Annotated in this window: 16 protein-coding genes; 4 read left to right on the forward strand and 12 right to left on the reverse strand. The window is 43.1% G+C overall.

The window, feature by feature from the left end; genetic code table 11:
• Window positions 1-14: 14 nt before the first annotated feature.
• The 7 genes from proC to der form a co-directional block, all read right to left on the reverse strand.
• Window positions 15-827, reverse strand: coding sequence for a pyrroline-5-carboxylate reductase (gene proC, locus CAL7507_RS27640; protein ID WP_015131787.1), 813 nt, complete (start codon window positions 825-827; stop codon window positions 15-17).
• Between the two features lie 322 nt (window positions 828-1149).
• On the reverse strand, window positions 1150-1743 hold the full coding sequence (locus tag CAL7507_RS27650; RefSeq protein ID WP_015131788.1) for a cell division protein SepF: 594 nt from the start codon (window positions 1741-1743) through the stop codon (window positions 1150-1152).
• 365 nt (window positions 1744-2108) lie between these two features.
• The gene (locus CAL7507_RS27655; RefSeq protein WP_015131789.1) at window positions 2109-2777 is read right to left on the reverse strand and encodes a YggS family pyridoxal phosphate-dependent enzyme; all 669 of its coding nucleotides are present in this window, start codon (window positions 2775-2777) and stop codon (window positions 2109-2111) included.
• Window positions 2774-3052: a transcriptional coactivator PipX gene (gene pipX / locus CAL7507_RS27660; protein WP_015131790.1), complete on the reverse strand. Its 279-nt coding sequence runs from the start codon at window positions 3050-3052 to the stop codon at window positions 2774-2776. Before pipX ends, CAL7507_RS27655 begins: the two co-directional genes overlap by 4 nt.
• A gap of 298 nt (window positions 3053-3350) precedes the next feature.
• Window positions 3351-4769: an anthranilate synthase component I gene (locus CAL7507_RS27665; RefSeq protein ID WP_015131791.1), complete on the reverse strand. Its 1419-nt coding sequence runs from the start codon at window positions 4767-4769 to the stop codon at window positions 3351-3353.
• Window positions 4770-5065: 296 nt separating this feature from the next.
• Window positions 5066-5992 carry an energy-coupling factor transporter transmembrane protein EcfT gene (locus CAL7507_RS27670; protein ID WP_015131792.1) on the reverse strand — a complete coding sequence of 309 codons (927 nt, stop codon included), beginning with the start codon at window positions 5990-5992 and terminating at the stop codon, window positions 5066-5068.
• A gap of 82 nt (window positions 5993-6074) precedes the next feature.
• Complete coding sequence (gene der, locus CAL7507_RS27675; protein ID WP_015131793.1) at window positions 6075-7439, reverse strand: ribosome biogenesis GTPase Der; 1365 nt, start codon at window positions 7437-7439, stop codon at window positions 6075-6077.
• 365 nt (window positions 7440-7804) lie between these two features.
• On the opposite strand from der, the gene CAL7507_RS27680 reads away from it, so the two are divergent.
• The gene (locus CAL7507_RS27680; RefSeq protein ID WP_015131794.1) at window positions 7805-8182 is read left to right on the forward strand and encodes a hypothetical protein; all 378 of its coding nucleotides are present in this window, start codon (window positions 7805-7807) and stop codon (window positions 8180-8182) included.
• A 177-nt stretch (window positions 8183-8359) separates the two neighbouring features.
• Here CAL7507_RS27680 and CAL7507_RS27685 read toward each other — a convergent pair whose 3' ends face one another.
• From CAL7507_RS27685 to CAL7507_RS27705, 5 genes are all read right to left on the reverse strand, one after another.
• Entirely contained in the window at window positions 8360-8926 is a 567-nt protein-coding gene (locus CAL7507_RS27685; RefSeq protein ID WP_015131795.1) for a Uma2 family endonuclease, read from the reverse strand.
• Between the two features lie 92 nt (window positions 8927-9018).
• Window positions 9019-9699, reverse strand: coding sequence for a glycerol-3-phosphate 1-O-acyltransferase PlsY (gene plsY / locus CAL7507_RS27690; RefSeq protein ID WP_015131796.1), 681 nt, complete (start codon window positions 9697-9699; stop codon window positions 9019-9021).
• 110 nt (window positions 9700-9809) lie between these two features.
• Window positions 9810-11054, reverse strand: coding sequence for a DUF3086 domain-containing protein (locus CAL7507_RS27695; RefSeq protein WP_015131797.1), 1245 nt, complete (start codon window positions 11052-11054; stop codon window positions 9810-9812).
• A gap of 120 nt (window positions 11055-11174) precedes the next feature.
• Window positions 11175-11561: a DUF3119 family protein gene (locus CAL7507_RS27700; RefSeq protein ID WP_015131798.1), complete on the reverse strand. Its 387-nt coding sequence runs from the start codon at window positions 11559-11561 to the stop codon at window positions 11175-11177.
• 93 nt (window positions 11562-11654) lie between these two features.
• Complete coding sequence (locus tag CAL7507_RS27705) at window positions 11655-12452, reverse strand: MlaE family lipid ABC transporter permease subunit (protein ID WP_015131799.1); 798 nt, start codon at window positions 12450-12452, stop codon at window positions 11655-11657.
• Window positions 12453-12883: 431 nt separating this feature from the next.
• On the opposite strand from CAL7507_RS27705, the gene CAL7507_RS27710 reads away from it, so the two are divergent.
• The 3 genes from CAL7507_RS27710 (at window position 12884) to aroH (ending at window position 14945) form a co-directional block, all read left to right on the forward strand.
• Window positions 12884-13180: a hypothetical protein gene (locus CAL7507_RS27710; RefSeq protein ID WP_015131800.1), complete on the forward strand. Its 297-nt coding sequence runs from the start codon at window positions 12884-12886 to the stop codon at window positions 13178-13180.
• A 415-nt stretch (window positions 13181-13595) separates the two neighbouring features.
• A complete protein-coding gene (gene sppA, locus CAL7507_RS27715) occupies window positions 13596-14417 on the forward strand; it encodes a signal peptide peptidase SppA (RefSeq protein WP_015131801.1) in 822 nt (273 codons plus the stop codon).
• Between the two features lie 114 nt (window positions 14418-14531).
• Window positions 14532-14945, forward strand: coding sequence for a chorismate mutase (aroH, locus tag CAL7507_RS27720; protein WP_042342555.1), 414 nt, complete (start codon window positions 14532-14534; stop codon window positions 14943-14945).
• Window positions 14946-14963 lie beyond the last annotated feature (18 nt).

Below are 14963 nucleotides of genomic sequence, written 5' to 3' on the forward strand. Positions count from 1 at the left end.
TCCCAGTCCCCAGATCATTTTCCCAATTCTTGCGATCGCTCTGTGGCTGCTTTGACGGCTTCAATTAAAGCTGATCGAAATGCGGCCTTTTCTAATTGGGCAACTCCGGCAATTGTTGTACCACCAGGGCTGGTGACACGATCTTTGAGTTCTGCTGGATGGATTTTGGTTTCTTGTAATAGTTTCGCTGTTCCGAGGACAGTTTGCAAGGCTAGTTGATTGGCAATGGTTCTGGGTAAGCCTACAGCGACTCCTCCATCGGCGAGGGCTTCTACCATCAGCGCCACGTAAGCCGGGCCACTTCCAGATAGTCCTGTCACTGCATCCATTAGTGTTTCGGGAACTTCTACGACTTCCCCCACGGCTGAAAAAACTTGCTGTGCTATTTGGTAGTGCTTGGTGTGGGTGTAAGCACCTAAACAAATTGCTGTAATTCCCGCGCCCACTGTGGCTGGAGTGTTGGGCATGGCTCTGATGACAGGAAATTGCGGAAATCCAGCTTCTAGCTGAACTAAGGGCACACCCGCCAAAATAGAGATGACTAGGGGTGTGTCTGGTGTGATCGTAATATCTCCTAATTCTTGAGCGATCGCACTGAATACTTGCGGTTTCACCGCCAAAAATATTACTTCTTTGGTTTGCTCAAAAACCAAGCTATTATCTGTCGTCACAGCTACGTTGTATTGCTGCTTGATGAAATTTTGGCGTGAGGTTTGCGGCTCGCTGACTATAACTTCTGATGGTTGATAAATTCCCCGCACAATAAGACGGGATAATAGAGCCTCTCCCATTACCCCGCCACCAATTAAGCCAAATTTAATAGTCATTTGTCATTTGTCACTAGTCATTGGTCATCCCTTCGGCTGCGCTCAGGGCAAGTTGTCATTTGTCATTGGTCATTTGTCAAAAATGTTGGACTCTGGACTTTTGACCGTGCCAATTTTGGATTTTGGATTTTGGATTGTTCAGTACAAGCTATGTACCGCATAATTTTAGATTTTAAATTTTGGATTTTAAATTTGTAAAATTTAATCCCATTCTCAGCAATCCAAAATTTAAGATTAGTCAACCCTTATGGGCGCAGTCAATCTAAAATCGCAAATCTAAAATCCAAAATTGTTTGACTCTGGACTTTTGACTAGTTTAACGTTATTGTGCCATCCGAGTAGCTTCGTTGCCCCAAGTTGGAGTTACACCTGGAGTACGTGCGGGACGTGCTGGTGGTTGTGGTACTTCATGTATAACTCCACCATGTGTACTAACTTGGACACAGCTGGGTGTGAACAAGAAGATACTTTCACCAATGCGCTCTTGGTGTCCATCGAGTGCGTAAGTGCCACCGGCGACAAAATCTACTGCCCGTTGTGCTTGATCCGGGTCCATAATAGTTAAATTTAATACTACAGACTTACGCTCACGCAGTGCTTGAATTGCCTGGGGCATTTCTTCAAAAGTGCGTGGTTCTAATACTAAAACTTCCGAAATTCCGTTAATTGCTCCTGGCATACCTATTACATTCCCCATCGGCTTTGGACTTGTTGCTGCAACATCATCCCCCATTGTAGGCATGGGTTCCCGCCAACGTCGATTCTGTGCGGCGGCTTCTTGGGGTATTGCTTGGGAATTCTCTTGTTGATAGAGATTTTGGTAGCTCTCTGTCTCTGGCTCGTCTTCGTAGTATTCGTATTCCACTTGCTCATTTAGACCAACAAAGTCTCTGAGTTTGGAAAATATATTGTTCACTGTGTACGCTCCTGGTGCAAATTATCCTATATCTTTAATCTGGCTAGCCATAAGTTGTTTTAGCCAGACGCGATCGCTACAATGAGCAGCTTATTTAGCAAATTTCTTGCTAGTTGTAGCCCATATTACAGGCCTTGGCAATTAATTGACGCTTCCGGATAACGTCTGGACATTACTTAGACGCGATATTGAGTCAAGATTATATCCTAATGTTGGTCAGAGCGGAAGTTTATTTATACCCTATTTTGCTCAAGCAATTGCTTTTGTCAATACTATGATCTTTTGTCAACTATTTAACAAGCCTGCTAGAGAATTTTTATGTATTCTCTAGCAGGCTTTGGTGGAAAATCAGCCCAAAAAATGTGTTATGAGCGATCGCCAAACAATATAGTTCCTAATCGTACCATCGTTGTCCCAGCCTGCACTGCCAGCTGGTAATCGCCTGACATACCCATTGATAGGTGCTGCATTTTGATGTGCGACCAGTTTTGATCTTGGATTTCTTTTGCAAGTTGGCGAGTACTATTAAAGACATTTAAAATCCCCGCATTATCCAATCCCAAAGGCGGAATTGTCATCAAACCCTGAATTTGTAAATTTTTACATTGATTAATTACAGGTAATTCAGCTAGTAGTTCTGGCACACTCCAACCGGATTTGCTGGGATCAGGGAGAATTTTCACTTGCAAGCAAATTTGGGGACTTACACCGATTTGTGGCGCTAATTGATTCAGGCGTTGTGCTAGCTGCAAATTATCAACCGAGTGAATCCATTGAAATTGTTCTAAGGCCTTTTTCGCTTTATTGCTCTGCAAATGTCCAATAAAGTGCCAGGTAATATCAGATAAGTTTTGTAACTCCATCTGTTTGGCGGCGGCTTCTTGGATGCGACTCTCAGCAAAATCCCGAATTCCTGCGGCATAGGCAGAGCGGATGATTTCCGCAGGAACTGTTTTGCTAACTGCAATCAACTTGACTGCGGCTGGTAGTGCGGCGCGAATTTTGGCAATACGTTCGTTAATCGAACTAATCATTGGAAGGTGCGTTGGAAAACACTCTGAAGTTGATCGTACTCCTGGGGTTGTCCACTGCGCCGCAGGGTACGTAAGCGATTTTCCAACATCATTCTTGCCTCTGTTCGTCCGATAGACTGGAATTTAAGCCCTTTAACATCATTTGTCACCAGAAAAAATAAGCGTTGGGCATAAAGTGTAGTGAATAGATCCTGATTGTCATCAATCATAGAGATCCTGTAGAGTAAACCCCAAGTTGGATGATTTATGTAAGTTTCTGCGCTTTCTGGATTCATTTAGTAGTCAAGGTAAGAGTATATTTATATCTTTTCGCAGTTAAGTACAATCGTTCAGACGATATTATCGTTCTTTCATCAGAATATTTGTACAGAGTTATGCGAAAATTAGCAATCCTTGCCGTTTACAGGCGGTGATGAAGACCTTGATCTAGTTTTTGATGGGCAGAGTTCAGTTATCAGTTACTTGTACTGAGCGGAGTCGAAGTATCAGTTATCAGTTATCAACCAGAGTCCTTGACTGAAAGCCTGATAACTTTAGCTGGCGACAAGCCGATTTACCGTTGACTGTTAACTGTTAACTGTTGAGTGCTGTCAGTTGTGCCTGAGCTTTGTGCAGAGATTCATACCATTCTCTCTCAGGATCACTGTCTGCGACAATCCCTGCTCCCACTTGTCCCCAAACGGTGTTGAGTGCTGAGTGGGGTAGGGGAGCTAGTAGCAAGGTACGAATCAAGATATTTAAGTCCAAGTTACCCCGCCAATCTAAATAGCCACAAGAACCGTAGAATAAGCTGCGTCGCACGGGTTCTAGTTCTTCGATGATTTCCATGCAGCGGACTTTGGGACACCCTGTGATTGTGCCACCAGGGAATAAGGCACGAATCAAATCAACGGCAGTGCGATCGCATCTTAAGCTACCTTTGACGTTGCTGACAAGGTGCATCACGTGACTATATAGCTCAATTGTCAGCAATTCATCAACAAAAACTGTTCCCCAGTCACAAACTCGCCCTAAATCATTGCGTTCTAAATCTACCAGCATGATGTGTTCGGCGCGTTCTTTGGTGTTGCTGAGTAAATCTTGCGCTAGTTGACTATCTTGTTCTAGATTAGCTCCACGCGATCGCGTGCCGGCGATCGGTCTAGTTTCAGCTTGCCCATTTTGTAATAATACCAGCCGTTCTGGTGAACAGCTAATCACTTCTCCCCAAGGTGTTTGCCAATAGCTAGCAAATGGGGAAGGATTAATTTTTTGCAAGGCTAAATAAATTTCCCAACCAGAATTTTTGGTAGTGGCTTCAAATCGCAATGAAAGATTAGCTTGAAAAATATCTCCCGCTTGAATATATTTCTTCACCTGGTTGACAGATGTTTCGTAATCTGTTTGTGAGGTGTGGAAATGTATGGGGTGATGATTTTGTCTCTCCAGATTCTCCCAATTAGGGGATGAGGGCGATGGGGGAGTTTTTTCTTCTCTGACTCCCTTATCTAACTTTTTGTGTAAATCATCCAGTCCATGCTGAACGCTAGAAGCTAGCCAGAGCAACTGATCCCCGTGATCTAAAACTGCAAAACTCTCTGGTTCGTACCAATAAGCGACAGGAAAGGGTAAATTGTCAGATTTGTGTTGGGGTAGCTGTTCAATTTCCCATGCTATGTCATAGCCTAGCCATCCTAACCAACCGCCGGTAAATGGGAGGTGGGGAGAGGGAGAGGGTAAGAGGGGGGGATTTTTTTGGAGTAAATTTTCGAGAAAGGGGAAAACTTCTCCTAGCGCTGGTGTCCACATTTGGGGGATACCATCGACTATCCGGGGAGCGCCTGCACAGATAGAATAGCGACTAAGTTGGGGATGAGCGGTTGGTGTGGGGTAGGGACTCTCTAATAATGTGGCAATTCCAGACGCAGTTGTCGAGCGAAACAGGGTAGCGAAGATTTCTGAACCAGTGCGATTTTCTAGAGGAAGCGATCGCCAATACCAATTTTGAGTCATAACAAGTTAAGTGTCAAAAGTCCAGAGTCAAGCGTCCAAAATTGATGACAGAAGCAGGACTTATGCAAACAATAGCGCAAACCCTGATTTTACTGTAGTCGTGTCAGTCCAGTGTTATGTCGTAGGCTAACGCACCCTACCGAACTATAATTTTCATCAAAAAAACTTAACCGAACCGTATTGGGTTGGATTGAAGGATGAAACTCAACAGTTTATGGGGTTTGTTGGGTTTCGCTCAACTCTAGCCAAGCTACGTCTAAAGCTTCAGACTTTAGACTTCATACTTCAGACTTCATTTAAAATTTATTTCCTAAAGCTAGCCGCACACCCCAAAATAGGGTTAAAGCCGCTATGGCTAGCCAGTCGCGTGCTTTTAGCCGTAAGTCATGCCAAACTACGCGGTGTTCATTAGGACTGGTAAAACCACGTACCATCATGGCGCTGGCCATTTGTTCTGCACGCAATAGCAGATTTTCTAACAGTCTCTCGGCAACAATCATCCAAAGTTTGACTGCACCTTTTAGTCCTAGCTTTTTCCAATTTATGGCTCTTGTCATTACAGAGCGCATTAAGTTTTGCACTTCTTCCAAAACTAGGGGGATGAACCGCAAGGACAAGGTTAAGGTGAGTGTAATTTCTGTTACAGGCCACTTCAATTGCCGTAGGGGTTGCATTAAGCTTTCTATACCAGTAGTGATTTCTTCTGGTGCTGTTGTGAGCAAATATAGGTTGGTGCTGTAAATCACAGTAAACAGAATTGTACTCAGGCGCACCGCTAAATCTACAGAACGGCGAGTTACTTTAACAGGGCCTGTGTGAAATAGCACATAACTATATTCTTTATTGTTAATGAATGGTTTTTGGGAAACCTGAGTGGTGTTAGTCGTTGATGGTTGGGTGAAAATCTGTTCGTTGACTGGTTGGCGTGGCTGATAATCTATACCCAGTCCATCGGGACTAGCGGCGGTAATCACTAGGACAAAAAATGACAGCATCAATAGCCAACCCATTTGCTGTCGCCATACTCGCTGGGGAATTCTGGCGATTAAGGTGACAATAATTAATACTGCTACCAAGAGGATACGCCATTCATTGGTGGCAAAAGTGTAGCTGGTGAGAAAGCTCATCAACCAGGCGAATTTGACTCGCGGATCGATTTGATGCAGCCAAGTTTGGGGTTGTTCTAGATAAAGTCCTAGTGGTAGCGATCGCAGTAAATCCATAGGTAAGATAAAAGTTAAAAGTTAAAAGGCAAAAGAAAAAGGCAAAACTCCCTTTTACCTTTTCACCTTTCTACTTTTTACTTCATTTAACGCGAGTTGCCCTATTGAGATTACCACTTTCCATATCACGGACTTTTTTGCTGCGCCAGAGTAAGCGAATCGGAGTACCCTTGAACCCTAGGTGTTGGCGGAATTGCCTTTCAATATAGCGACGGTAGTTTTCGTTGAAGCGTTTGGCTTCGTTGACGAATAGGGCGATCGTTGGTGGTTGGATACTCACTTGTGTACCGTAATAAATCTTACCCTGGCGGCCACCTCGTGAAGCTGGCGGTGAATGCCAGCTAACAGCGTCTGTCAGGACTTCATTAATGACTGATGTCGTGACACGGCGTTTGTGGGACTCAGCCGCAGTATTCACCAACTCTAAAATCTTTTCTACCCGTTGTCCTGTGACGGCACTCACATAAATAGTGTCTGCCCATTCGGTAAAATGTAATCTGCCTTCTAGGTCTTTTTCGTAGTCGTAGATGGTGTATGAGTCTTTTTCGACAGCATCCCACTTATTGACGACAATGATGCAAGCTCGACCTTCTTCGAGAATCCGCCCAGCTAATTTTTGGTCTTGCTCTGTGACTCCATCTAGGGCATCTAGTACTAATAAAACCACATCGGCACGCCGGATGGCTTTAAAGGCGCGGTTGATGCTAAAGAATTCCGTGCCGTATTCTATGCTTTTCTTTTTACGAATACCGGCAGTGTCGATCAAGCGATAGGTTTGCTCGTTGCGTTCGACTACAGTATCAATTGCATCGCGGGTTGTACCAGAAATTGGGCTAACGATCGCTCTCTCTTCACCCACAAAAGCATTCAATAAGCTGGATTTGCCGACATTTGGACGGCCAATAATTGCTACTTTGATTTCGTTGGTTTCCGGTACTTCTGTGACGGCGGGAATGTGTTTAATTAACTCGTCCAGGATGTCTCCTGTACCACTACCATGAATTGCGGAGATGGGGAATGGCTCACCCAATCCTAATTCCCAAAATTCGGCAGCTTGCATTAAGCCTTGTTCTGGGGATTCACACTTATTGACAGCTAGCAGTACAGGTACGGGTTGTTGGCGCAACCACTCAGCAATTTCTTCATCAGCTGGTGTTGGGCCAGTTTGTCCATCAACAAGAAATATAGCAGCAGAGGCTTCTGCAAGTGCTGTCATTGCTTGTTGGCGAATCAGTGGTAAGAATTCGGTATCATCATTGAATACCAAGCCACCTGTATCTACCACCAAATATTCGCGATCGCTCCAGTAAGCAGGTTTGTAAGTGCGATCGCGCGTTACTCCTGGTTCATCATGGACAATCGCCGTTTGTTCCCCGGCGAGACGATTAACCAGGGTGGATTTGCCCACATTCGGGCGTCCGATAATTGCAACAATTGGCAGTGCCATAAAACCAGGATATGTAGAGACGTTAATATATCATGTCTCTACATTTTAGACTTGATTAGGTGGCATTTCCCAAGGGATATATTTACTCAATATTTATTACACTACTTAGATAAGTAGTATTAGCTAAATCTAGGTTGTATATGTATACACCCAACTTTTATATAGGACTACTATTTGATTTTTGAATTAAACGTAGGGTGGGCACTGCCCACCAGAACCGGGTTTCAGTGGGCAGTACCTACCCTATAAATACTCATTTTTTATAGCTGAATGATCAGCATTACAAGGTGTATCGCTTGACGTTTTGCATCAAAGTTAAGTATCTTTGTATACAAAATTATTTTACCTTAAGACAGGGAAAACACATGAACCGCAAAATGTTGTTAGGTGGTATTGCTGCTTTTGGACTATCTTTGCTCATACCTGCTTCGGGAATTGCTGCCAATACAGCAGATATTATTGGTCAATATAAATGTGAAGGGACAAATGCCGATGGCAGAACATATAAGGGTAAAGTAGCGATTAGCAAACAAGGAAATGCCTACTATTTGAGGTGGGTTGTTGGTAAAAACCAAAATTTCACTGGCGTTGGTGTTTTGGAAGGAAATGTACTTGCTGTTAGTTATTATGGGAGTTTCACAGGTGTCGTTGCCTATAGAGTTGAAGATAGTTCCCGGTTAGTTGGTAAGTGGACAACACCAACAGCAAAGGGACAAGTTAGTACTGAAGTCCTGACAAAATAATCATATAGAAATCCGGTTTGATTTTTGAACAAAATTAGGTATTGGTAGTGGCGTGGCAAATTGGTATTAGAAACATCACTCAATTTTTCTATTGCACTATTTTAGCTGTGTCGTTCCACTACGTATCTGTTCAAAAATCAAATAGTAATCCGATATATTGATGGCGCGATCGCCTCTCTAATCAATCAATTCTGCGTCTTGAAATACTTGTCTAACTGTCAATTCCAAACCAGGCAATAGCGTATCTACAATCGGCATATTATCTATATAGACTTGACTAACTCCATCTGATAAAAATACCCGAATACTCATTGCTTCTGGATCTACAACCCAAACTCTTAACACTCCCGCAGCAAAATAATCTCTAGCTTTCTCTTCAAATTCCTTCATTGTTTGATCGGGGGAAAGAATTTCAATTACCAACTCTGGAGGAATAGGACAAGCTTCATTACGTTGCCAACTTTTGGGTAGGCGTTCATAGGAAACGTAAGTCAAATCTGTTACTGGTGCCCAATCTTTACCCTTGCGCTTTAAAATAATAGCCCACTCTGCGACGGTTCGACCCTTGCCTTTACACCATGCATAAATGAGGAATAATAAAGCCCTTTGTAAAGCAGAATGAAAAAATTTTGGTGACACCTTGGGTACTGCATAACCATCTACAAACTCATAGTTTACATCCCCTTCTGGTAGGGATAGAAATTCTTCGAGAGTGAGTTTGTTTCCTATAGTTGCTTTAACCATGAGAAAACCACACAGGTATCTAATACCAATACTTTAACAGTAAACAGTTATCAACAACTATGATAACTGTTTACTGTTAACTGTTAACTGATTTAAGCTGCTTGTTCTGGTTCTGTCGGCAAATTCTGCCCGATTTTTGGCTCAGTTCCTGCTAGTAGTCGCTCAACATTGCCACGATGTCGCCAAATTACATACAACCCACCGATCGCAGCATATAAAATGCAGGGTATGGGTTGATGGAAAACTACCATAAACATGGAAACAGCGATCGCACCTGCTATGGAACTTAAAGAAACAATTCTCGATATCGCGATCACAATAGCAAACACACCTAAGGTTGCTAAACCCACCTGCCAACTAATCGCCAACAAAGTACCTAAACCAGTCGCCACTGATTTACCACCAGTAAAGCCTAAAAAAATTGATTTACTGTGTCCCAGAACTGCCGCAAATCCCGCTAAAGTTAATAACCAAGGTTGCCAAATATTCGCATCTACCGTTGGAGGGATAAAATCTGGGATAGGCGCAAAGTTGAACAACCCATAAACTAAAGCGATTGCTAATGCTCCTTTTAAGCAATCAATTAATAAAACAACTGCTCCAGGAACCTTTCCCAAGGTTCTCAACACGTTAGTGGCTCCAGTTGAACCAGAACCAACTTCCCGAATATCAATCCCCTTTAACTGCTTCACAGCAATATAACCAGTGGGAAAAGAACCCAGCAGGTAAGCTATGACCAAAATTGCTCCACACAAAGTCAACCAAATAGCCATAAGAAAAAAGTCAAAAGTTAAAAGTTAAAAGTTAAAAGTCACAAGTCACAAGTCAAAAATAGTAACCTTCATCTTTAACAAATGACTAATGACTAATGACAAATGACTAATTAATAATCATCATCATAATTTCTCACTGCTTTGGGGTCAGGGGCAAAAGCTAACCACAAGGGAAATTGTAGTAATGATAAACTAATTTGCTCCTCAGAATCATCAATGATAATTAAAGGTAGCTGGTTGGCTTTCACCAAACGGTCTGCTTTTTGGGCGAGGGCTTCTGATGCTTCAAATAATACTACGCCTCTATCGGGGCCAAAATCTGGGCGACCGATTCCTAAGCAATCTTGTAAGCCGCGCCGCCATTCGCCTAAACGTTCTGGTGTATTAGCTAAAACCAGTGTGCGAATGCGATCGCCATACAATTTATGTAAAATAGCGATCGCCGACGAAGCAATTAAAATATTCTGCAAGCGGCTACCCATTGTCCGCAAAGCACCCCGTCCCCCTTGGCTAAAAAACCAATTAGAAACACGTTCAGCATGAACAGGTTCAAAGGTACGGCGTAATTGCCAAGCAGGGCCATAGTAATCTGGTTGGCTGCGATATTGGTCAATTATGCGGCGAATCTGCTTTGTAGTATCTTGAAATTGCTGTTGGGCAAATTGTGGTATTCCTGTTTGGGGTTCCGCCACCTTCACTTCTTTGGCAACTGGTTTTTCCCGTTCTTTGACAGTCGGAGCTAATTGCAACTGCTCTGCTGCTGCTGCCAAATCTTGTAAACTACCCGTGAGATAGTCTTTAAAACCCTGCACCCGAATTGCCAAGTCTTGAGATGTCCCCGCAAAAGTGGTTCGCATTTCGTTACGGATGCGTTCCTGACGGCGTTCTAGTTGTTCTACAGAAATTTGCAGCGTTTGTTTGCGTTGTTCTAACTGTGTCAATGACTCTTGCACAAGTCGCCCCAGTGAGATTTGAGTCTCGCCTAATTGCGCTTGCAGATTTTTGTAGGTGGCTTGCAAGTCAGCTATTTCTGACTTTAAGGCTTCTTTAGTGCTTTGCAACTGAGCGACTCGTTCCGCTGCTTGTGTGTGTAGTAAATTAGCTTCTGATTCTATTTTTGCCTCCAGCGGCACAGTTTCCGCTTCTAACTGTGTCACCAGTTCACCAGTTGACTCGATTGTTGATTCAACAGCCGCGTCTTTTTGTGGTGTGTCAACTAATAGACTTTGCTTTTCTGTTTCTACCACTAGCTCAACAGATGAGTTTTCTGGTTGTTCAACTGTAGGGTTTTTTTCTTGTATTTGCTCCAACCACTCATCAATTTGTTCTGGAGTTTGAGATTCCTCTGGGTTCATAAACAATAGTGAATTCCTATGACGCGAATAAATAGCTTTCAGAAATATACAATTGACTTGTCCTTAAAGTAGTGATGATTTCGCCCTCACGACTAAGTCTTCAGCACTCACAATTGGGCACTAAATGCGCGGACAACGTTGTTCTAAGCAAGCTTTCAGGGTGTTGGGGTCAAATAAAATCGGCAAAAAGTGAATGCTTTTAATTTCTTTAAAGTAAAACAGGATGGGGATTCCAGTCCAAAAAATCCGCCAGTCTTGCCATTCTTGATAGGGAAAGCGCCGAATTAATTTTTCGCCTCTGTAAAGATCTAAGTCAGTGGCAGTAAATTGTAGCCGCAATGTTACTGTCTGGAACATGAGAAATAAGCCCAGCAATCCGAATACACCTCCAATCAGAGGTTGGACTAGCAGTAGTGGAATGGAGGCAACTACCAACACTACAGGGATATTGTAACTAGGTTTGAGTTCCACAGTTGATGTGGCATTAGGCGCAAACGAACTGGTCACAGTTTTAAATCATAGACATCTCTCCTATTTTAGGATTTCGTGGGTGTTGTCAGGAGTTAGGAGTCAGGAGTTATTTCTCCCCAATCCCCAATCCTATATCCCTTGTAGCAATGCACTACCAGCACCCTGAAACATTAACCAAGACAGGAAGAAGTTACTCACAAAGATAATTAGCAAGGCTGTGACAACAGCAGTTGTGGTGGATTGTCCTACTCCTTTAGCTCCTCCTGTCGTCGTCAAGCCCCAACTACAACCGACGACGGCTATTAAAAGTCCAAAGCAAAATGCTTTGATCATGGCGCTACAAATATCCCAAACACCCAGAAGGTTGCGGGCTGAGTCTAAAAATGTGGTATCAGAGAGGTTGTATAAATTCGTTGCTATTACCAACCCTCCTAGCATCCCTGTCACCAAAGACAGGAGGGTTAAAATTGGCAGCATTAAGCAGCAAGCCAAAACGCGGGGAATGACTAAATAATCAATTGGATCGGTTTTTAACATTAACAGGGCATCAATTTGCTCTGTCACCCGCATAGTACCGATTTCTGCGGCAAAAGCGGAACCAACTCGCCCCGCCAAAATTACCGCTGTCAGCACGGGTGTGAGTTCTCTTGTCAAGGCTACCGCTAGCACTCCGCCAACGATATTGCCTGCTCCAAAGTTCAAAAATTCTCGTGCTACCTGAATGGTAAATACAGCGCCCACAAAAACAGCTGTTAGTAGGGCAATAAACAGGGAGTCTGGTCCAACCGCTGCCATTTGCTCTTTAGTGTTGCGCCAATGGATTTTTCCTCTGAGTAGGTGAACTAGTACTTGTCCACCCAAGAAAATTGCTGCCAGCAACCGCTGACTCCATGCTCCTAAACTGGATTTGGATATAGTTTCGCTCAATGTTTTGTAGCTAACTCGGTAACTGCCTTAAGAATAGCGAAAGTCAAGGGGCAGGAGTCAAGGGGCTGGGGGCAGGGAGCAGGGGGAGATGAGAATACCTAATTACCCCAATGCCCAATGCCCAATGCCCCAATCCAATTGGCTCAAACATTAACTTAATTTAAAGCTTCTCTCAGAAAGTTAAGTTTCTTTGAAGCGTGTTTTCATGCGGTTTAAAATTAAGTTCTGAATTTAACCCTTATCTGGCAAGGATTATGACGATTTTATTCTTGACTGGGGATGAAAGTATTTAATATTATTGGCACTCAGCTATTTTAATGAAAACTTAAGATTTTTGACATATTGGCTGTGCTGCAGCGATCGCACGTATTGTAGAAAATGACATGGAGCTTTCTATCTATTGTCCACTTTATTCACGGAGCTTGCGTTAAATGACTCTTTTTACCAACTTTCTCCGTTCTCTGCTGCTCACGGTGATTTTCAGTTTTGTCGCACCCTTGTTTCTCGTCGGTGGCTTTTTACTTATCCTTTCCCTGATCGGCAACTTACCAGGGTTACAAGATGTAACGGAAGCGATCGCTACTCAGATTATGCATTTTCTCGCCACTTTTGGCAGTGGTAGTCCCCTGCACGGCATATTTGTAATTAGTTTGACTTGCAGTTTCGTGGGGGCGCTGTTTGATGTTTACGCCTATTATCGGTGTCAAATTTTACGAATTGATTCCTAAGTATTAAAGATTTAATTATATTATTTCGTTACTCATCAAATACTCAAAATATCTGTCCATAATTGCGGAACAATGCTGGTCTTAGCCCAATAATCAGACTGGCATTGCTAGGTTCTGGTTAATTAAAATAGTTAACGATAATTTTCGAGCAAGTACATATTTAAGCGTTAGCCGCTAACTTTTAGGGGCTAACGCTTCATGAGTAGATATAAGATAATTTTTTAGCCTGCAACTTTTATAAGATTCTTTAAGGCATGTGACGAGCATAGCAAATAAACACCTACGCAAAATCTAAAAATTTAATTAAAATTTGTAGTAGCACAATGCCTGCTGATTTTTTTTAAACAGAGCAAAGCAGTCCGTATGGCCGCTAGGCGTTTTATATTGAGATTATTACGAGGTTTCGTGACTGCTTATGGTTTGGCCTTTTAAACCCAGGTTTTCTAAACAAATTGCCCGGATTGAAATTACTGGTGCGATCGCCGGTGCTACTCGCAAACGTGTGTTGGAAGCACTGAAAACAGTAGAAGAAAAAAAATTTCCCGCCTTACTACTACGCATCGATAGTCCTGGCGGTACGGTCGGAGACTCACAAGAAATTTACAGTGCTTTGAAGCGACTACGCAACAAAATTAAAATTGTTGCTAGTTTTGGTAATATTTCGGCTTCTGGCGGTGTCTACATCGGCATGGGAGCAGAACATATCATTGCTAACCCAGGTACAATTACAGGCAGCATTGGTGTAATTTTGCGTGGCAATAACTTAGAACGATTGCTGGAAAAAATCGGTGTTTCCTTCAAAGTAATCAAGTCTGGCCCATACAAGGACATTTTGGCATTCGACCGAGAACTGACTACACCCGAACAAAACATCCTGCAAGAACTGATTGACGTAAGTTATCAGCAATTTGTGCAAACAGTAGCGGAGGCGAGGTCTTTAGGGATAGAAACTGTTAAAAGTTTTGCTGATGGTCGGATTTTTACTGGACAGCAAGCCTTAGAGTTAGGAGTTGTAGATCGTTTAGGAACAGAGGAAGATGCACTGCGTTGGACAGCAGAACTAGTCGGTCTCGATCCTGAAAAAACACCATGCTACACCCTAGAAGAACGTAAACCCCTACTAAGTCGCTTTTTACCAGGGAGTCGCCAAGTTTCATCAGGAATTGGGGCTGCTATTGATTGGTGGGAATTTGAAATGTCTACTAGTGGTCTGCCACTGTGGTTGTACCGACCGTAAATAATTGTTTGTCATTTGTCCTGAGTTTTTTGACAAATGACCAATACTTCGACTTCGCTCAGTACAAGTGACAAATGACCAATGACTAAATACAAGGAGGAATTTGGCGTGGACGTGGAGTGGCAAATGCGGGCTATTCGTGGAGCAACAACCGTTTCCGACAATACTGTGGAAGCAATGCGGGATGCGGTGACGGAATTGCTAGATAAGTTGGAAAGTCGAAATCAACTCCAACCAAAGGATATGATTAGTGTGACTTTTTCGGTAACTCGCGATCTGGATGCTATTTTTCCAGCTGCGATCGCTAGAGCGCGTCCTGGTTGGGATAATGTGGCCATGTTGGATGTGCAGCAAATGCATGTTGACGGCAGTTTACAGCGCTGCATTCGGTTCTTAATCCACGCCTATCTGCCAGCCTCTGCCTCAATTCATCATATCTATTTACGCAACGCCGCTAGCTTGCGTCCCGACTGGAGTTTACCCCAGACTTTACAAGCATCACAGCCAGCAGTTAAGTCGAAAGTTTAAAATACCCACGTAAATTGT

Source organism: Calothrix sp. PCC 7507, assembly GCF_000316575.1.
Classification (GTDB): domain Bacteria; phylum Cyanobacteriota; class Cyanobacteriia; order Cyanobacteriales; family Nostocaceae; genus Fortiea.